This is a genomic window from Citreicoccus inhibens (assembly GCF_019039035.1).
Taxonomy (GTDB): domain Bacteria; phylum Myxococcota; class Myxococcia; order Myxococcales; family Myxococcaceae; genus Citreicoccus; species Citreicoccus inhibens.
Genome location: NZ_JAHNZT010000011.1, coordinates 46856 through 62251, shown reverse-complemented (window position 1 = coordinate 62251; position 15396 = coordinate 46856). Strand labels below are relative to the sequence as shown.

At 67.8% G+C, this 15396-nt stretch carries 11 protein-coding genes and 1 tRNA gene; 8 read left to right on the top strand and 4 right to left on the bottom strand.

Annotation, left to right across the window (positions count from 1 at the left end; translation table 11 throughout):
- Window positions 1–205 precede the first annotated feature (205 nt).
- Window positions 206–1186, top strand: coding sequence for an alpha/beta fold hydrolase (locus KRR26_RS15535; RefSeq protein ID WP_217080204.1), 981 nt, complete (start codon window positions 206–208; stop codon window positions 1184–1186).
- On the opposite strand, the gene KRR26_RS15530 is transcribed toward KRR26_RS15535, so the two are convergent.
- Window positions 1138–3600, bottom strand: coding sequence for an MMPL family transporter (locus KRR26_RS15530; protein WP_217080203.1), 2463 nt, complete (start codon window positions 3598–3600; stop codon window positions 1138–1140). The two genes, KRR26_RS15535 and KRR26_RS15530, sit on opposite strands and share 49 nt — an antisense overlap.
- Window positions 3601–3744: 144 nt before the next feature.
- Between KRR26_RS15530 and KRR26_RS15525 the strand changes: the two genes are divergently transcribed.
- Window positions 3745–4083 (top strand): tellurite resistance TerB family protein, encoded by a 339-nt coding sequence (locus KRR26_RS15525; RefSeq protein ID WP_217080202.1) that lies wholly within the window; start codon window positions 3745–3747, stop codon window positions 4081–4083.
- Window positions 4084–4186: 103 nt separating this feature from the next.
- On the opposite strand, the gene KRR26_RS15520 is transcribed toward KRR26_RS15525, so the two are convergent.
- Window positions 4187–7225, bottom strand: a complete 3039-nt coding sequence (locus KRR26_RS15520; RefSeq protein ID WP_217080201.1) for a hypothetical protein — start codon at window positions 7223–7225, stop codon at window positions 4187–4189.
- 576 nt (window positions 7226–7801) lie between these two features.
- Between KRR26_RS15520 and KRR26_RS15515 the strand changes: the two genes are divergently transcribed.
- From KRR26_RS15515 to KRR26_RS15500, 4 genes are all read left to right on the top strand, one after another.
- Window positions 7802–8212, top strand: a complete 411-nt coding sequence (locus KRR26_RS15515; protein WP_217080200.1) for a hypothetical protein — start codon at window positions 7802–7804, stop codon at window positions 8210–8212.
- 308 nt (window positions 8213–8520) lie between these two features.
- Window positions 8521–9042: a GNAT family N-acetyltransferase gene (locus KRR26_RS15510; protein WP_120208224.1), complete on the top strand. Its 522-nt coding sequence runs from the start codon at window positions 8521–8523 to the stop codon at window positions 9040–9042.
- An 85-nt stretch (window positions 9043–9127) separates the two neighbouring features.
- Window positions 9128–9796, top strand: a complete 669-nt coding sequence (locus KRR26_RS15505) for an ArsR/SmtB family transcription factor (protein WP_217080199.1) — start codon at window positions 9128–9130, stop codon at window positions 9794–9796.
- 59 nt (window positions 9797–9855) lie between these two features.
- A complete protein-coding gene (locus KRR26_RS15500; protein ID WP_217080198.1) occupies window positions 9856–11172 on the top strand; it encodes an MFS transporter in 1317 nt (438 codons plus the stop codon).
- Between the two features lie 1011 nt (window positions 11173–12183).
- Here the strand turns inward: KRR26_RS15500 and KRR26_RS15495 are convergent.
- A tRNA-Thr gene (locus KRR26_RS15495) sits at window positions 12184–12258 on the bottom strand.
- Between the two features lie 288 nt (window positions 12259–12546).
- Between KRR26_RS15495 and KRR26_RS15490 the strand changes: the two genes are divergently transcribed.
- Window positions 12547–14097 carry a Glu/Leu/Phe/Val family dehydrogenase gene (locus KRR26_RS15490; RefSeq protein WP_120207934.1) on the top strand — a complete coding sequence of 517 codons (1551 nt, stop codon included), beginning with the start codon at window positions 12547–12549 and terminating at the stop codon, window positions 14095–14097.
- 126 nt (window positions 14098–14223) lie between these two features.
- Here KRR26_RS15490 and KRR26_RS15485 read toward each other — a convergent pair whose 3' ends face one another.
- A complete protein-coding gene (locus KRR26_RS15485) occupies window positions 14224–14583 on the bottom strand; it encodes a PilZ domain-containing protein (protein WP_120207932.1) in 360 nt (119 codons plus the stop codon).
- Window positions 14584–14758: 175 nt separating this feature from the next.
- On the opposite strand from KRR26_RS15485, the gene KRR26_RS15480 reads away from it, so the two are divergent.
- Window positions 14759–15394, top strand: coding sequence for a DUF6066 family protein (locus KRR26_RS15480; RefSeq protein ID WP_217080197.1), 636 nt, complete (start codon window positions 14759–14761; stop codon window positions 15392–15394).
- Window positions 15395–15396: the final 2 nt, after the last annotated feature.

Sequence of the window (15396 nt, the reverse complement as noted above, 5' to 3'; positions counted from 1 at the left end):
CCCGAGTGCGACTGCGCCCAGCCCAAGCAGATAGACGCCTGCTTCAGCCCCACGTCGTGTGCATGTCATTGCGAACGGAAGGAGCGCCTCACCCGGGCCTGCCCCCATGTCTCGGCGACACCCGATGCGCCCGCGCACTGAGTCCATCAGGGGGCCTCGCGCCCTCGGCGGCGTTGGCGATGCGAGGGGGATGACGCATCCACGCGTGTCCCTCCCTGGACTCGCCGCGCTGCTGCTCCTGCTGGGCTGCGCACCTCGCGCCGCCCTCCGCGAGGCGTCCCCCTGGATGGATCCCGCCGCGCACCGCGTGGGCAGCGTTCGCGTCGGCGAGGATGTGGCGCTGGAGTACCTCGACTTCGGCGGCCAGGGCGCGCCCGTGGTGTTGCTCGCGGGCCTGGGCAACACCGCGCACATCTTCGATGACTATGCCCCGCGCCTCACGGATACGTTCCATGTGGTCGCCCTCACGCGACGTGGCTTCGGAGCCTCCAGCAGGCCCGCCGCGGGCTATGATCTCCGCACCCGCGTGGAGGATCTCCGTCAGGCGCTGGAGGCCCTGCACCTGGACAAGGTGTCCCTCGTGGGTCACTCGGTCGCAGGCGACGAGCTGACCGCGTTCGCGGGGGCGTATCCGGAGCGCGTGCACAAGCTCGTGTACCTGGAGGCCGCGTATGACCACCCCGCCATCGACGCGGCGGTGAGGGACGCACCCGCGCTCCCGCCCCCCACGCCGGAGGATCTCGCCTCGCCCCGCGCCTTCCAAGCCTGGCAGGCGCGGCTCCAAGGCATCACCATTCCCGAGTCCGAGGTGCGGGCGAGCAACGTCTTCGTGCCCAGCGGACAATGGACCGAGGACGCCACGCCGCCCTTCGTCTACGAACAACTCTCGCAAGGCAACGCGGCGCCCGACTATTCGCGCGTCCACGCGCCTGTGCTCGCCTACTACGTGGTGGAGGAGTCCGCGGACATCGTCCAGCCCTGGGTCGCGAGGCTCGACGCGCCGGCCCGTGAACAGGCCCTGGGAGTGCTCGCGTCCCTCAAGGTGGTGGGCACCGAGGCGCGCTCACGCCTTCAGCGCCAACTGCCCGCGGCAGGCGTCGTGGAGCTGCGCGGGACACACCACTACTTCTTCCTGACTCACTCCGAGGTAACATCCGAGGTCAGGGCGTTCTTGCTCGCCCCCTGAGCAGCAGGGCGCAGCCATCGCGCCGCCAGTCCCGGCAGCAACACCAACGCCACGGCGGCGCTGATGGCGGTCCCCAGCCCCGTGGAGATGCCGAGCGCTCGCATCGCCCCGTTCTGCGCGATGGCCAGCGTGCCGAAGCCCGCGAGCGTCGTGAAGGCAGCCAGCAGGACACCGAGCTGCTCGACGCCGTCGGGCTGATTCCCCGCGAGCCCCTCCAGCGCGAACAGGCCGTAGTCCACGCCGCAGCCGAACACGAGCACCAACCCTCCAGCCGACACGAGGTTCACCGGCAGGCCCAAGAGCGACATGAGCCCCACGGTCAGCACCAGGGCCACCGCGCAGGGCAGACACGTGAGGATCGCCTGCCGCACGGAGCGATAGACCCAGGAGAGGAACAGCAGGTTGCCGAAGACGCCGAGCACGCACAGCATGGCGATCTGCCGGGGAATCTCCGCCACCGCGCGGTTGGCCAAGGCCTCGCTGTCCACCATGCGCGCCCCCGCGGGCAGGACCGAACTCACCGCCTCCAATGAGCTTCCCGCGCGGCGCTCCAACGTCGTCGCGATCCGGCACTCTGCGCCCTCGCAGCGGATGGCGCGCGACAACAGCATTCCCAAGGACGTGCCTTGGAGCTCCTCGGGCGTGATGGGCGCCACCTCACCTCGAGCCACCGCGCCCACCTCCTGCCAGAAGCGCGTGAAGGCCTCGGGGGTGAAGCCCGCCGCGACGCTGGCGGCGGAGAGCTTCTGCCTCGCGGCCTCCAGGTCCATCCCACGCAACTGCTCCGCGCGCTGCCGCTGGGTTTCCGCCGAGGGAACCAGCGCCGCCAGACTCATCGCGGACGAGAGCACGCCTGAGCGCTTCAAGGGCTCGATGGACCGAGCCACCGCGTCGTTGATCCGAAGCGCGTCCTCCAACGTCGGCCCGCTCGACACGACGAGCGAGGAACTCGACGGCTGGCGGAACAGCGCGAGCACCTCGTCATAGTCCGCCAGCGTCCGCGCGTTCTGCGAGTCGAGCTTCCGCAAGTCTCCATCGAACACGAGGCTCCGCGAGAACCCCCCCCCCAGGGCCAACAGGACCAGCGTCGTCACCAGCGCCGCGCGCGGCGGCAACGCGAAGCGAAGCAGGCGCGGCGCCATGCCCGAAGGAGTCGCCTGCCGAGGCCCGAGCCGCGCGCACAGCGGCGGCACGAGCACGAAGTTGGCGAGGAACGCCAACACCAGTCCGATGGTGGAGAAGTAGCCCAGCTCGCGCAGCGCGGGGAACTCCGAGAGGAACAGCGCGAGGAACCCCATCGCGGTGGTGAAGAACCCGAGGCACAGCCCTTGGAATACCGCCCGCGTCGTCGAGGTGTACGCGTGCGCGCGATCTCCCGGCTCGGCGGCCGCGCTGTTGATGAGATGCAGCGGGTAGTCCATGGCAATGCCCACCAAGGCGGACCCGAAGCCCAGCGTGAGCCCATGCATGTGCCCTTGCAGCAGCGCCATGGCCGCAACCCCGCCCACGACGCCGAACACGAGCGGCACCGACGCGAGCACCAGGAGCCGCAGCCCCCGGAAGCGCAACACGAACACGGCGAGCATCACCACCGTGGAGAGGATGAAGTTGTCGGAGATGTCGTGGCGAATGGCGGCGGCGCTCTCGGCCGCGAAGCGCGGCCCCCCCACCCAGCGCAGCGTCGCGCGCCCGCCCGTCGTCTGCTTCAGCTCGCCGGAGACCCGCCCCAGCTCATCCATCAACGCCTGTGAGGCATCCACGTCGAGCGCCCGCCGCGCCGGTGTCCCCACGAGCAACAGGTGGGTGCCATCCGCGGACAACAGGTGCCCGCGATCCAACTGAAGCTCCCCGCCCTGCTTCGCGAGCCGCCCGAGCAGGTCCGTGTTCAACCCCAAGGGGTCCGCGAGCAACAGCTGCTTGAGGCCCATCGCCTCGGGCGCGGCCAGGGACAGCTTCAACCGCGCGAGGCTCTGGCTCAGCCGCTCGGGAGAAAGGCGCGCCTCCAGTTCCTCGCGTGGGTTCTCCAACAGGTACAGCCGCTTGGGGAGCACCAGGGCGCCCAGCTTCACCAGCTCGGCCTGGGAGGGTCCCGAGTAGAGCTGTGAGAACTGGTTCGTCGCCTTCAGCCTCGCGACCAGCGCGTCCCCTTGCGCGATCAACTCGTCCCGCGATCCGCCGGGCAACGACAGGTCCAGCAGCAACGTGTCCAGCGCGCCGAACTCGGACAGCAGCGTGGCGGCTTCGCCCGGAGAGCCCGGGCCCCCTGGCAACAGGGCGGCGACGTTCTCGTCCAGATGGACCCGGCTGGCGATCGCTCCAGCGCCTCCCAGGACGAGCAGGCAGAGGAGGACGGTCCAGACAGGATGGGCGCGGATCCGGTCGTGCAGCGCGAAGAGGGGGGACAGGGCATCCATGCGGTCGCGCATGCTTCCCGGGATGGGCCATTCGCGCAACCCACTCCTACTGGCCTGCCCGCCTGTCCCACGCCACCCGGGGACGACGACTGGACGCGCCCGCCAGAACGGGACAGCCTGGGGAATTCCCATGGACCAGCCCGAATGAGCATGCCCGCGGACCCCGATTCCCAGTTCCACATCGAAGTCCTCAAGCTGTTGCTCCAGATCGTCACCAGCGATGATCGGGTCACCCGCGCGGAGATCGATCACCTCGTGGCGGCCGCCCGGGGGATGAGCGTCCCGCTCGCGGAGCTGACCGCGCTCACCCAGTGCCTCCAGCACGGCTCTCCCCTCCCCGCCCCCAACCTGGGCCTGCTGCGGATGGATCCCACGGCGGTCATCCGCGCCGCCCAGGAACTCATCACCCACGACGGCAGCGTGCACGCGGAGGAGATCGCCATGCTCCGCCAGATTCGCGAGCTGCTCGGCGTGACGAGCTGATGCCTCACATTCCCAGCCTCACCCGGCAAAGACAGACAGGGCGCCCGAGACACGCGGCGCCCTGCCCCGACTGCTGACTGCGTTGTGTTTCCGCTACGTCACGTCAGTGGACGCGACCCGGCGGAAGGTTGGACGGCGTCGGGAAGCCAGGCACCGCGGGCCGGACCGGCTGATTCGAGCCCGAGAGCAGCGAGCTTCCGAAAGACGTCTTCGCCTGCACCAGCGGATTGGCCGGTGGCACGCCGCACACGAGCGCCGACAGGTCGGCCTCCCGGCGGGCCAGGTCCGCGAACGAATGCGTAACGGACGAGTCGAATCGGTCCGGAATCGCCCCGGTCCCAAGGAGGAACGGAGACAGGGCCGAAGCCTGCCCCGCAGAGCGTGGGCGCACATGCAGGAAGGTGGTGAACGTATCGCCAGAGTGACAGCCACTGCATGTGTTCACCGAGAACTTGAAGCGCGCCTCGGTGGGGACCTGCTGCACGGTCCACGCGAAGTTGAACTGCGTCAGCGCGGAGCCGGCGAGCACGGGCTGGCCCCCGAAGAACTCCGGAAGGGTATGCGACTCCGAAAGGACGGAGGACATGTTCTGGTTGATGAAATCCGTCAAGACGGGCGCCCCGTTGAAGGCCAGGTCTGGCGTGAGCGCGACGTGCGCGGGCTCCAGCCCTCCTGCCCCCAGGTGGAACTCTCGAAGCTCCCAGAACGGATTCAACGCGTTCTCATTGCTGCGGACCTGGTGGATGGCGCTCCCCAGGTACGCGCCTCGCGCGACGAACGATCGGGTGAAGCGATCCGTGAGCGCCTCGAGCTTCTCGTTGTAGCCCGGGTTCCCGACGCCAATGCGGCCGAGTTCGTGCCAGTCACGCGCCCAGCGCTGGAACTCGTCCGGTGAACCACCGGGCAGGACGTACTCCAGGATGACGGTGAACGGCATGGGACTGCCGAAAGGGTCCGTGACGCCAAACACGAAGCGCCCCTCGCCCGCGAACTGCCCTTCCTTGCGCAAATCCATGCGATTGACGATGGCCAGGAGCCGGAACGGCGCGCTCTCGAAGTCGAGCGGGGCCCCCGGCCCGCCGCTGCGGCTCTCCCACGGCGTCAGCACCATGCCGCTCATGTTGGGTCGAGACAGGACGTTTCTGACGCCAATGAGTTGGTCCGTGTTCCAGGTCTTGAGCCAGTTGCGCACCAGGTTCGACGGATCCTGTCCACCATTCATCTCGCGCATGAGATGACCGAAGGTCCAGACGCCATCCGCCGTGGTGCGCATCGGGTCGTCCACCACCGACATGTTGGTGATCATCAACTCGGAGAAAGCGTCCACGCTGCACGTCTGAGCCGCGCACGCAGTGGAAGACTCGCATCCGTTCGCCGGATTGCCATCGCAGTCGAAGGTCCCCACCACACAGCCCAGACCACACGTCCCGGCGCCACACACCGCATGGGCGGACGGACCGCCCGCGCACACCGTGCCGCACGTCCCGCAGTGCGCCTCATCCGAGAGCAGGTCCACCTCGCAGCCATTGGCTGGATTGCCATCGCAGTCCGCGAAGCCGATGTCGCACGCCACCGGCACGGAAACACATCCGGAGCGATTGCCCGCCACGTCTCGCGCATTCGCGAACAGTGGCCCGGCCCGCTGGCTCTGGGTCAGGGGGACCGCCACCGCACCGAACGGATCAATCAGGAAAGGACCCGCGGGCGCGAACTGCGTGGTGCAAGCAGCGTCCGTGAACAGCGTGATGAACGAGTCCGCCTCTCCCGACGCGCCGACGATGCCCACCGTGCCGTTCCCCTCGGCGGGAATGAAGCCAGGGGTGAACACCGGCGCGGGCGGCGCGACGCTGTCGTGCCGGTAGCTGACCGCGACAGCGCACGTCGACACGTTTCCTGCTGGGTCCAAGACCCGTGCGGAGAAGCTCGTCGCCGTGTTGGCTCCCACCGTGACGGGGGCCGAGAATGCCCCCGTCGAGGCATCCGCCACAGCACTCGCCACGACGGGCGCCACGCAGCCCGCGCCCTTGAAGATCTGCACGGTGCCCCCCCGCTCCGCGGTGCCGCGCAGCTGGGGTGTCAGCGTGTTGCCCGGCGACACCGGCAGGAAGCCCGACAACGAGGGCACCGCCGGAGCGATGTTGTCATGCAAGTAGTTGATGATCGAGGAGCACGCCGAGACGTTTCCTGCCGCATCCACGGCCAGCGCGGAGTAACCCGTCGTCGTGTTGGCCGTGACCGTCACGGCCGCCGAGAACGCCCCCGTGGACGCATCCGCCACGGCACTCACCACGACAGGCGCCACACAGCCCACGCTCTTGAAGATCTGGACGGTGCTCCCCTTCTCCGCGGTGCCTCGCACCTGCGGCGTGAGCGAGTTGCTCGGCGACACGGGCTGGAAGCCCGTCATCACGGGCGCCGCTGGAGCAGTGCCGTCGTGCACGTAGCTCATCGGCTGAGAGCAACCGGACACGTTTCCGGCGGGATCCGTCGCCGTGACGCTGAAGACGGTCGTCGCATTGGTGATCGCGGGAACGGCCGCCGAGAACAGGTTCTCCGTCGCGGCAGTGACCGAGACCGCCGGATTCCCCGAGCACGTCGCATTGGTGTAGACGCGCACCGTCGAGCCCGTCTCCGCGCTCCCGAACAGGTTCGGATTCGCGATGTTGGACGGCGAGGCGGGGCTGAAGTGTGACAGGACCGGCGTCACAGGGGGCGTCGTGTCCGGCTGACAGCCCAGCAACTCCAGCCGGCCTATCGAGACGACCTCGATGCCCGTGCGCGCATCATTGTCATCCGTCACGTTGAGACGGAACTTCGAGTAGGTCGCGTTCGCCGGCAGGGTGTACTCACGGCGCTCCGAGCCAGCCCAGTTCGCTTCGTTGGTTCGGGTATCCACCACGACCCACTGCGACCCGTTCCAGGCCTGGAGTGTCCAGTCCTTGGGCGCGCGAGTCGTGAGCGTGGAGCCATTCACGAAGCGGATGGCGTAGCGGATGATCCGCCGCGGGCCGTCTGTCCATTCATACCCAATCCAGGCGGGAGACTGGCGCAGTCCCGAGAGCCACATGGAACTGGTGCTGTCGACACCGTCGAACGCCATCCAGGCGTCATAGGTCGAATTGTAGATCCCCGAACTGGTCACGATGCCGCTCGGCGACGTGGCGCTCGTCATCACCGGAACCTGGCTGGTTCCACACGTAATGGCTTGGGTCTGGGATGCGGGGCGCGAGCCAGGCGCCTCCGCGGAAGCTCCCGTGTCTGTGCCGGGTTGACACCCCGGCGCGAGCAACAGGAACCAGGCGCTCGCCACGAGCGAGCCTCCCCACGACTTCATGTATCGCATGCGATAACCCCCTCTGCCTCGTTGCAGCGACCACGCACTGTGCGGCCTGATGCCGCTGGAGTGGTTCAGCACCCGAGTTTCTACGCCCCCGGATCAACGCAAGGAGCGAGAAGGGATCAACCCCCACACGGGCGGGATGAAACCGCCCAGGAGAGGGACGAATCCACCGTTCACCCCAGCGTGTCCGCGTCGACAAGTCGCTCGACCCGCTTCGACACGTCGAACGGCGAGGCGCCACGATGACGCAGGCCGGTTACACAGGAAAGCGCCCTGCATCGGGGGCTCGGCACGGGCATTGCTCAAGGGGTGGACACGCTCGGCTCGGAGACGCCTTCTCCGTGCGCGATCGCCACCTCGCACCTTGCGGAGACGACGATGCCGATTCCGGCCAACCCCCAGTTGCCCATGACCAACGCGAACTCACTGCGGACCACCCTCGTCAATCAGACGGCCAATACACTGAGCGTCGTCGTCAGCACTCCGGACTCGACGCAGATCCTCTCGCTGTCCTGCGCCACGCTGGGCGCACAGGGCTCCGGTCAGAACAGCGTCACCGTGTTGACTCAATACAACGATGACAACACGCTGAACGTGGGCGTGTGGGACCCGAGCTACTCGGAGAACAACTCGGTGGCGTCCTTCTACTCACACCAGAAGGACCAGGACTCGGTGATGGGCCGGGGCTCTCTTCCGTGGATCGACACCGTCAATTTCATCGGCGGCTACGCCGTCACGGGCCAGAACGTGTCGCTCGGACAAATCACCGTGGCGATCTCCAAGACCTGAGACATCCCCGGGCGGCCTCGAGGCTCGAGCCTGGAGGCGGCTCGGCTGTCTTTCATTGCCGCGCCGGCAAGCCACGCCGCCGGCGCGGCTCGGAGGTGCTCGATGCCCCTCCTGCGGTGGGCTTCGGACTGCGCGCGAAGTGACACGCGCCCTCTCACGCGGCGCCCGACCCACTGGAGGACTGCTGATCCGGAGCCAGTCACGCGCCCGTCTGGCCATTCGCCCCGGCACGCGCTACAGGACGTCCGTCCAGGAATCACCGACCTGTGCGCTGGTGCACCGAGCGAGACCTGGCCCCGGAACTCTCCATGTCGCGCACCCACGAGCACCTGACCTCGAAGCAGCTCTTGCTGCGCCCCATCCATGCGGATGACGTGGACACGGTCTTCACCCTCCACTCCGACCCCGAGACGCAGCGCTACACCGGCGCGATTGGCGTCCTCCATACGCGGGACGAGGCGCGCGCCCTGCTCTCGCGCTGGGAGGAGGACTGGACCCAGCACGGCATGGGGTACTGGGCCGTGGAGCCACGTGAGTCTCCAGGACAGATGGTGGGAATCGGCGGCGTGCGGCGCAAGGAGTTCGAGGGCCGCCTCGTGCTGAACCTCGCGTATCGCCTCTCGCCTCGGACCTGGGGGCGCGGCTATGCGACGGAGCTCGCCCAAGCAGCCCTGCGCTTCGCCCACGAGGCCGCCCCGGACATTCCCCTGGTGGCCCTCATCCATCCCGACAACGCCCCGTCCATCCGCGTCGCGGAGCGCATCGGCCTCAAGTTGGAGCGCACCCTCGACTACGAAGGCGTGCCCACCCGCGTGTATCGAGTCGGCTAGCGACCCGACACTCCCGTCCGGTCTCGTTGACAAGCCTCAGGCGCACCACTATTCAATCATTCAATTGAATAATTGAGGAGCAGCGATGGGCAACCGAGCATTCAAGGACGCGCTCTACGAGCAGCTCGCGCGGGTCGCCAAGGCGCTGGCCAATCCGAGGCGGCTGGAGCTGGTGGACCTCTTGGCCCAAGGCGAGCGGACGGTCGAGGCCCTTTCGCGCGAGCTGTCGCTGAGCGTGGCCAGCACCTCGCAGCACCTCCAGGTGCTGCGCGAGGCGCACGTGGTGGAGTCTCGGAAGGAAGGCACCTACGCCCATTATCGGCTCGCGGGCCCCACCGTCTTCGCGCTGGTGCAGGGCGTGCGTGGCGTGGCGGAGGCGCACCTGGCCGACATGCAGCAGGTGGTGGACACCTATCTGAAAGACCGCCAGTCGCTCGACGCGGTGGCGCGCGAGGAGCTGCTGGAGCGGGTGCGCGCCGGCAAGGTCGTCGTGCTCGACGTGCGTCCGTCCGAGGAGTACGCGGCGGGCCACATCCCTCGCGCGCTCTGTATCCCCATCGCGGAGTTGGAGTCGCGGCTGAGCGAGCTGCCGAAGCAGCGCGAGGTGGTGGCCTACTGCCGCGGCCCCTACTGCGTCTACGCGGATGAGGCGGTGCGACTGCTGCGGGCCCACGGACGCAAGGCCCGACGCCTTCATGAAGGCTTTCCCGAGTGGCGTGCCGCGGGCCTGCCCACCGAGTCCCTCCCGCACTGACTCGCACCCCGCACTGAGAGCGTCTCGATGATCCTCCGCTTCAACCCGGGACGCGGGCCATGACGCCCGCCCAATCCGAGGTCCACCTGGGCCTGCGCGCCAACCTCGGGCAGTTCATGCTCCTGGTCCTGGTGAACGCCTTCGTGGGCGCGATGGTGGGCCTGGAGCGCAGCATCCTGCCCAGTCTGGCCGAGCACGCGTTCGGCCTCGTGGCCCGCTCCGCAGTCCTCTCGTTCATCGTCGCCTTCGGATTGTCCAAGGCGGCCACGAACTACTTCGCGGGACGCCTGTCGGATGCGTGGGGACGCAAGGGCGTGCTGGTGGCCGGGTGGCTCCTGGCCGTGCCCGTTCCGCTGCTCCTCATCTGGGCGCCAACCTGGGGATGGATTCTGGGAGCCAACGGACTGCTCGGCGCGAGCCAGGGCCTCACCTGGTCCACCACCGTCATCATGAAGATTGATCTGGCGGGCCCCAAGCAGCGAGGGCTCGCGATGGGCCTCAACGAGTTCGCCGGCTATGTCGCGGTGGCGCTCTCCGCGCTCGCCACGGGCTATCTCGCGGCGCGCTACGGATTACGGCCCGCGCCGTTCTATCTGGGCATTGTCTATGTGGTGCTCGGACTCGCGCTGTCTGTCTTCTTCGTGCGCGAGACACGCGAGCACGCACGGGCTGAAGCCCGAATGCAAAGCGCGGCCTCCGAGCCTCCACGCGGGGTGTTCGTTCGAACGAGCTTCACGGACCGAGAGCTGTCGAGCGTCACCCAAGCCGGGTTCATCAACAACCTGAACGACGGCATGGCGTGGGGGCTGTTCCCTCTCGTCTACCTGGCCTCGGGCCTCTCACTCGCGCAGGTGGGGACGCTGGCCGCCGTCTATCCAGCCGCGTGGGGCATCGCGCAGCTCTTCACGGGCGCACTGTCGGATCGCCTGGGCCGGAAGTGGCTGATTGCTTCCGGCATGTGGGTCCAAGCGGGTGGCATCGCGCTGATGGTGAGCGGGCGCAGCACCTCCCTCTTCGTCGCCGCAGGGCTCTTGATGGGCTTGGGCACCGCGATGGTCTATCCAACGCTGCTCGCGGCGATTGGCGATGTGGCGCACCCGTCCTGGCGCTCGTCCGCGGTCGGCGTCTACCGACTCTGGAGGGATGCAGGCTACGCAGCAGGTGCGGTGGTGGCAGGCATCACGGCCGATGCGCTGGGCGTTCCGGCGGCCATCACCCTGGTGGCCCTGCTCACAGCGGCGTCAGGAGTCATCGTGGCGCTGCGCATGCGAGAAACGCACAGGGCCTCTGCTCCTGCGGACTCTGCGCCGTCGCGACAGGAGAAGCAGACGCCGGGGCGTCACGGAGGATGGCCTCCAGGGGGCCGCTCGACCTGAGAGCGCACGGCCAGCAGGACCGGGAGTTCGCGCTCGCAGAAGTGTCCGGGCCGATACTTCGAGGAGACCCGTTGCCGCACGACACGCTGATCGACCAGGGGCTCCGAGGTCCAGTCAGAGAAGAGCAGAAACGCTCCAGTGGAGCCTTGCTCGACGTCATGGACAGCCTCGCACGCCAGCGCTCAGCCACCCTCCCGCAAGGGCGAGAGTACACACGGGGCGCTCCGCGAGGCCCGAGGCCCGTCCCTCCGGCATACATCGGGGCGACGGGCCTGAATCAATGCCGACGCGATGCCTCCTTGCGCCGTCAGGCGTGCCCTCGAAGCGGAGTGTTACCGCTCGGCCTGAAGCAGCGTGACCAACAGCCACCCGCCCGGGAGCATCGAGCGGCAACGAGACAACACAAGACAAACCATGCTTTCATTGCACACCCAGACAAATAATCTCGACACGCAAAGCACCACACCCTCGCGTTCGAGTTGTCGTGCGGCCGCACGCGACAATTCCTCTCAACTCGAAGCCCGCGTCTCGCAAGCTCTTCGAGAGACGGTCGGCGAACGCGATACCGCTCCACACGCGAGCGATGAATTGAACCGTGAGCCCACCGGGACACTGTCCACGCCCACTCAGCACGGCCTGGAACCCCGGCCGAGAACCGGCCCCATGAGCACGTTGGACCGCCTTGCCCTGATGCGCTGGGCCGCACCTCGCGGCCACCCGAGACGCCGCCACGGAATCGCGAGCCGCCCGTGGAGCCCCCGTCTCCTCCAGCCCGGCGACATCGGCGTGGCTCGGACGCCTGTTGGAGCCGGCACCGTTCGGTGCTCGCCGCAGCTCCCGAGCCTTGGGCCGACACACCCACGCAATCCCGGGATGCCACCCGAACGAACCGGCGGGGAGCGGAGCGTGGCTCGGCGCCCTGGCTCACGCGCGGTCGCGCGGCGCCTCGTCCGCACAAGAAGAATGGGAAAATAAAAACGGGCCGGCTGCTTGCGCAGCCGACCCGTTTCATGGAGCCGACACCCAGGCTTGAACTGGGGACCTACTGATTACGAATCAGTTGCTCTACCGCTGAGCTATGTCGGCGTGACCGAAGGCGGCGCGTAGGTACCATGGGGGTTCGGGTAGGGCAAGCAGAAATGATGTGCCCTCTCCGGGCTCCGATGTGACGCGAAAATCACCGTGACACGCGTGACACACCGCGTCTGTCGCGGCTGACACACCGCGTTGGCTAACCCCTCATAATAACTTAATAATCCGGACAGTTAGCCCATGTCGCGGTGGTTGACCCCTCGGACCGCCTGTGCACATAAGGGCGCCGCTATCCCCTGTGGCCCCCTCTATCTGGGCGGCCCCCAAGGAGCGTTCTCAGTCATGGCCAGCGAAGAGAATTTCATGCGCGCCCCGGCCCCCTCGCCCAAGCGCACGATCTTCACGGAAGCAATGGAGATCTTCAACCGCGCGGCGGACCTCATCGGGCTCGACAAGCGCGTTCGCCTGGAGCTGGAAGAGCCCGACTACGAGCACATCTTCTACGTCACGGCCAAGCTCAAGGACCGGCTCGTGCCCCTCCTCCCGGAGGAGGCCAAGTCGTTCGCGGACTTGTCCGTCACCCAGGTGCGCAACCCCGAAGGCCTGGAGCGTCTGGCCAACGGCAACATCATCCTGAACGGCCGCGCCCTGCTCGGCTCGGACGTGTCCATCAGCCGCGGCCACCTGCGCCTGCCGGATGGCAAGGTGTACCAGCTCGTCCCCGGCGAGTCGCAGCGCTTCAAGGCGTACCGCGTCCAGCACAACCAGGCCCGTGGCCCCTATAAGGGCGGCCTGCGCTACCACCGCGAGGTGTCGCTGGACCTGTTCAAGGCCCTGGCGGCCGAGATGACCTGGAAGACGGCCATCTCCGAGGTCCCGTTCGGCGGCGGCAAGGGCGGCATCCAGATTGATCCGCGCGAGTACGGCAAGGAGGAGCTGGAGGCCATCACGCTGCGCTTCATGTACCGGCTCAAGAGCCTCATCGGGCCGAACATCGACATCCCGGCGCCGGACGTGGGGACCAACCCGGAGATCATGGCCCTGCTCTACCGCCAGTTCTCCGACGGTGAGCGCGAGCGCCACAACCTGCGCGGCATCGTGACGGGCAAGGACGTGCGCATCGGTGGCTCCGAGGGCCGCGGCAAGGCCACCGGCCAGGGCGTCGCGTTCTGCATCGAGGACTACTACGCGGACCGCGGCGAGAGCGTGAAGGGCAAGACCTTCGTGCTCCAGGGCTTCGGCAACGTGGGCAGCCACGCCGCCCTCATCCTCACCAGCATGGGCGCTCGCCTGCTGGCGGTGAACGACGCGGACGGCACCATCTACAACGGTGACGGCATCGACGCGCAGGCCCTGGCCGCCTACGTGGCGGACTCCAAGAACCTCAAGCGCTCGGTCATCGGCTTCCCCGGCGCCCAGAAGATCGAGAAGAAGGATCTCTGGGAGGTCCAGGCGGACATCCTGATCCCGGCGGCGCTGGGCGGAGAGATCACCGCCGACGTGGCCGAGAAGCTGAAGGTCAAGCTCATCGCCGAGGGCGCCAACGGCCCCACCACCCCCGAGGCCGATCGCGTCCTGCAGAAGCGCGGCATCGAGATGATCCCCGACATCATCGCCAACGCCGGCGGCGTGACGGTGAGCTACTACGAGTGGATCCAGAACAAGCGCATGGAGCGCTGGAGCGAGGCCGAGGTCGACCAGCGGCTCGAGCGCGCCATGAAGCGCAACTACCGCATCATCCGCGACATCTCGCGCAACCAGCCGCGCAAGACGGAGATGCACGACAGCCGTCCGTACTGCATTGGTAAGACGGTGGATCCGCGCTGCGCCGCGATGATCCTCGCGCTCAAGCGCATCGAGGCCCACTACCTGCTCGAAGGCTTCTCGCAGTAATCCGCGCCGAGCGGGCCCGGTTTCTGGGCCCGTGACGCACGAAGGGCACGGCCTTCCTTGGAAGGACCGTGCCCTTTGTCGTTTCCGGAAGGCCCGTTGCCCGGGCCCCGCGTTCCGGCCCCCCCGTCAGTGCATCACGCGCTCGCGGTCCACCAGGAGCAGCGGCGCGTCATCCATGGTCTCGTACGCCACGATGCGCAGGCCCACGCCGCGGCTGCTGCCCGGGCGGCCGTCCTTGCGCCCGAAGGCCAGCGCCACCTGGTAGCGCACCTCGCACAGGCACGTCATCTCCGTGCCGTCCTCGCCCGCGAACGTCACCTTCAGCTTCTCGCCCAGGCCCAGGGAATCCCGGACCTCGATGAACATGCCCCGCGCACTGATGTTGCGACCGATTCCCCGCATCATTCCGTCCTGGGTGGACAGATACACGGTGAAAACCTTGTCGAACCGCAGGTGGGTGCGGCGGTCCTGCTGACGCTCGTTCACGCGGGGTGCCTCCAGAAACAGGAAGTGACAGGCACACCCTACATGGTAGCCACATGTAGGCAATTTATTCACCTGTCGCTACCCGCCCTCACCTCCCCCGAAAGGGCTGCCGGACGGGCGCCGGGGGTGGCAGCATCCGAGGTCCCAACCCCCTGTTTCCTGGAGTCGCAACACCGTGAATCGCTTCCTGGTTGCCGCCGCCGTCCTGCTGCCCGCGCTTGCCCTGGCTGATGTGGACTCCCGCTTCGCGAAGCTGCGCGACGAGTCCGAGCCGCTGGGGGGCCTGGGCGCGTTCCTTGAGAAGTACGTGGGCGAGTGCGAGGGCGCGCTCGTGGACCCGCAGTGCAAGTCGCAGGCGGAGGCCTTCCGCAAGAAGTACCAGGGCAAGCGGCTGTACATGATCGTCACCGAGGACGACGCCAGCATGCTGTCCCCGGGCGCCTTCAACCCCGGCACCAACGAGTACCTCATCAACATCACGCCCTTCTTCGGGGCCGGGAAGTACGCGCTCACGCACGGCGCGCCGAAGAAGACGGACGCACAGGGAAACCCGGTGCTGCCGCTCTTGTCGGTGAGCGGCACGGCGCCGCAGATGTGGAACGGCGGGACGTTCTCCCGGATGTTCTCCATGCGCGGCGTTCGGGCGCAGGTCGTCTTCTCGCCGCAGGGCGTGTGGGTGCTGCCCAAGAAGGGCGGCGGGAAGGTCTACGGGGTCAACGCGCGCATCGAGTCCATCCTGGTGACCGAGGGCCGCACCGGCGAGCAGTTCGGCCTGTGGCTCAACGGCAAGGACGCGCAGCTGCGCCGCTAGGC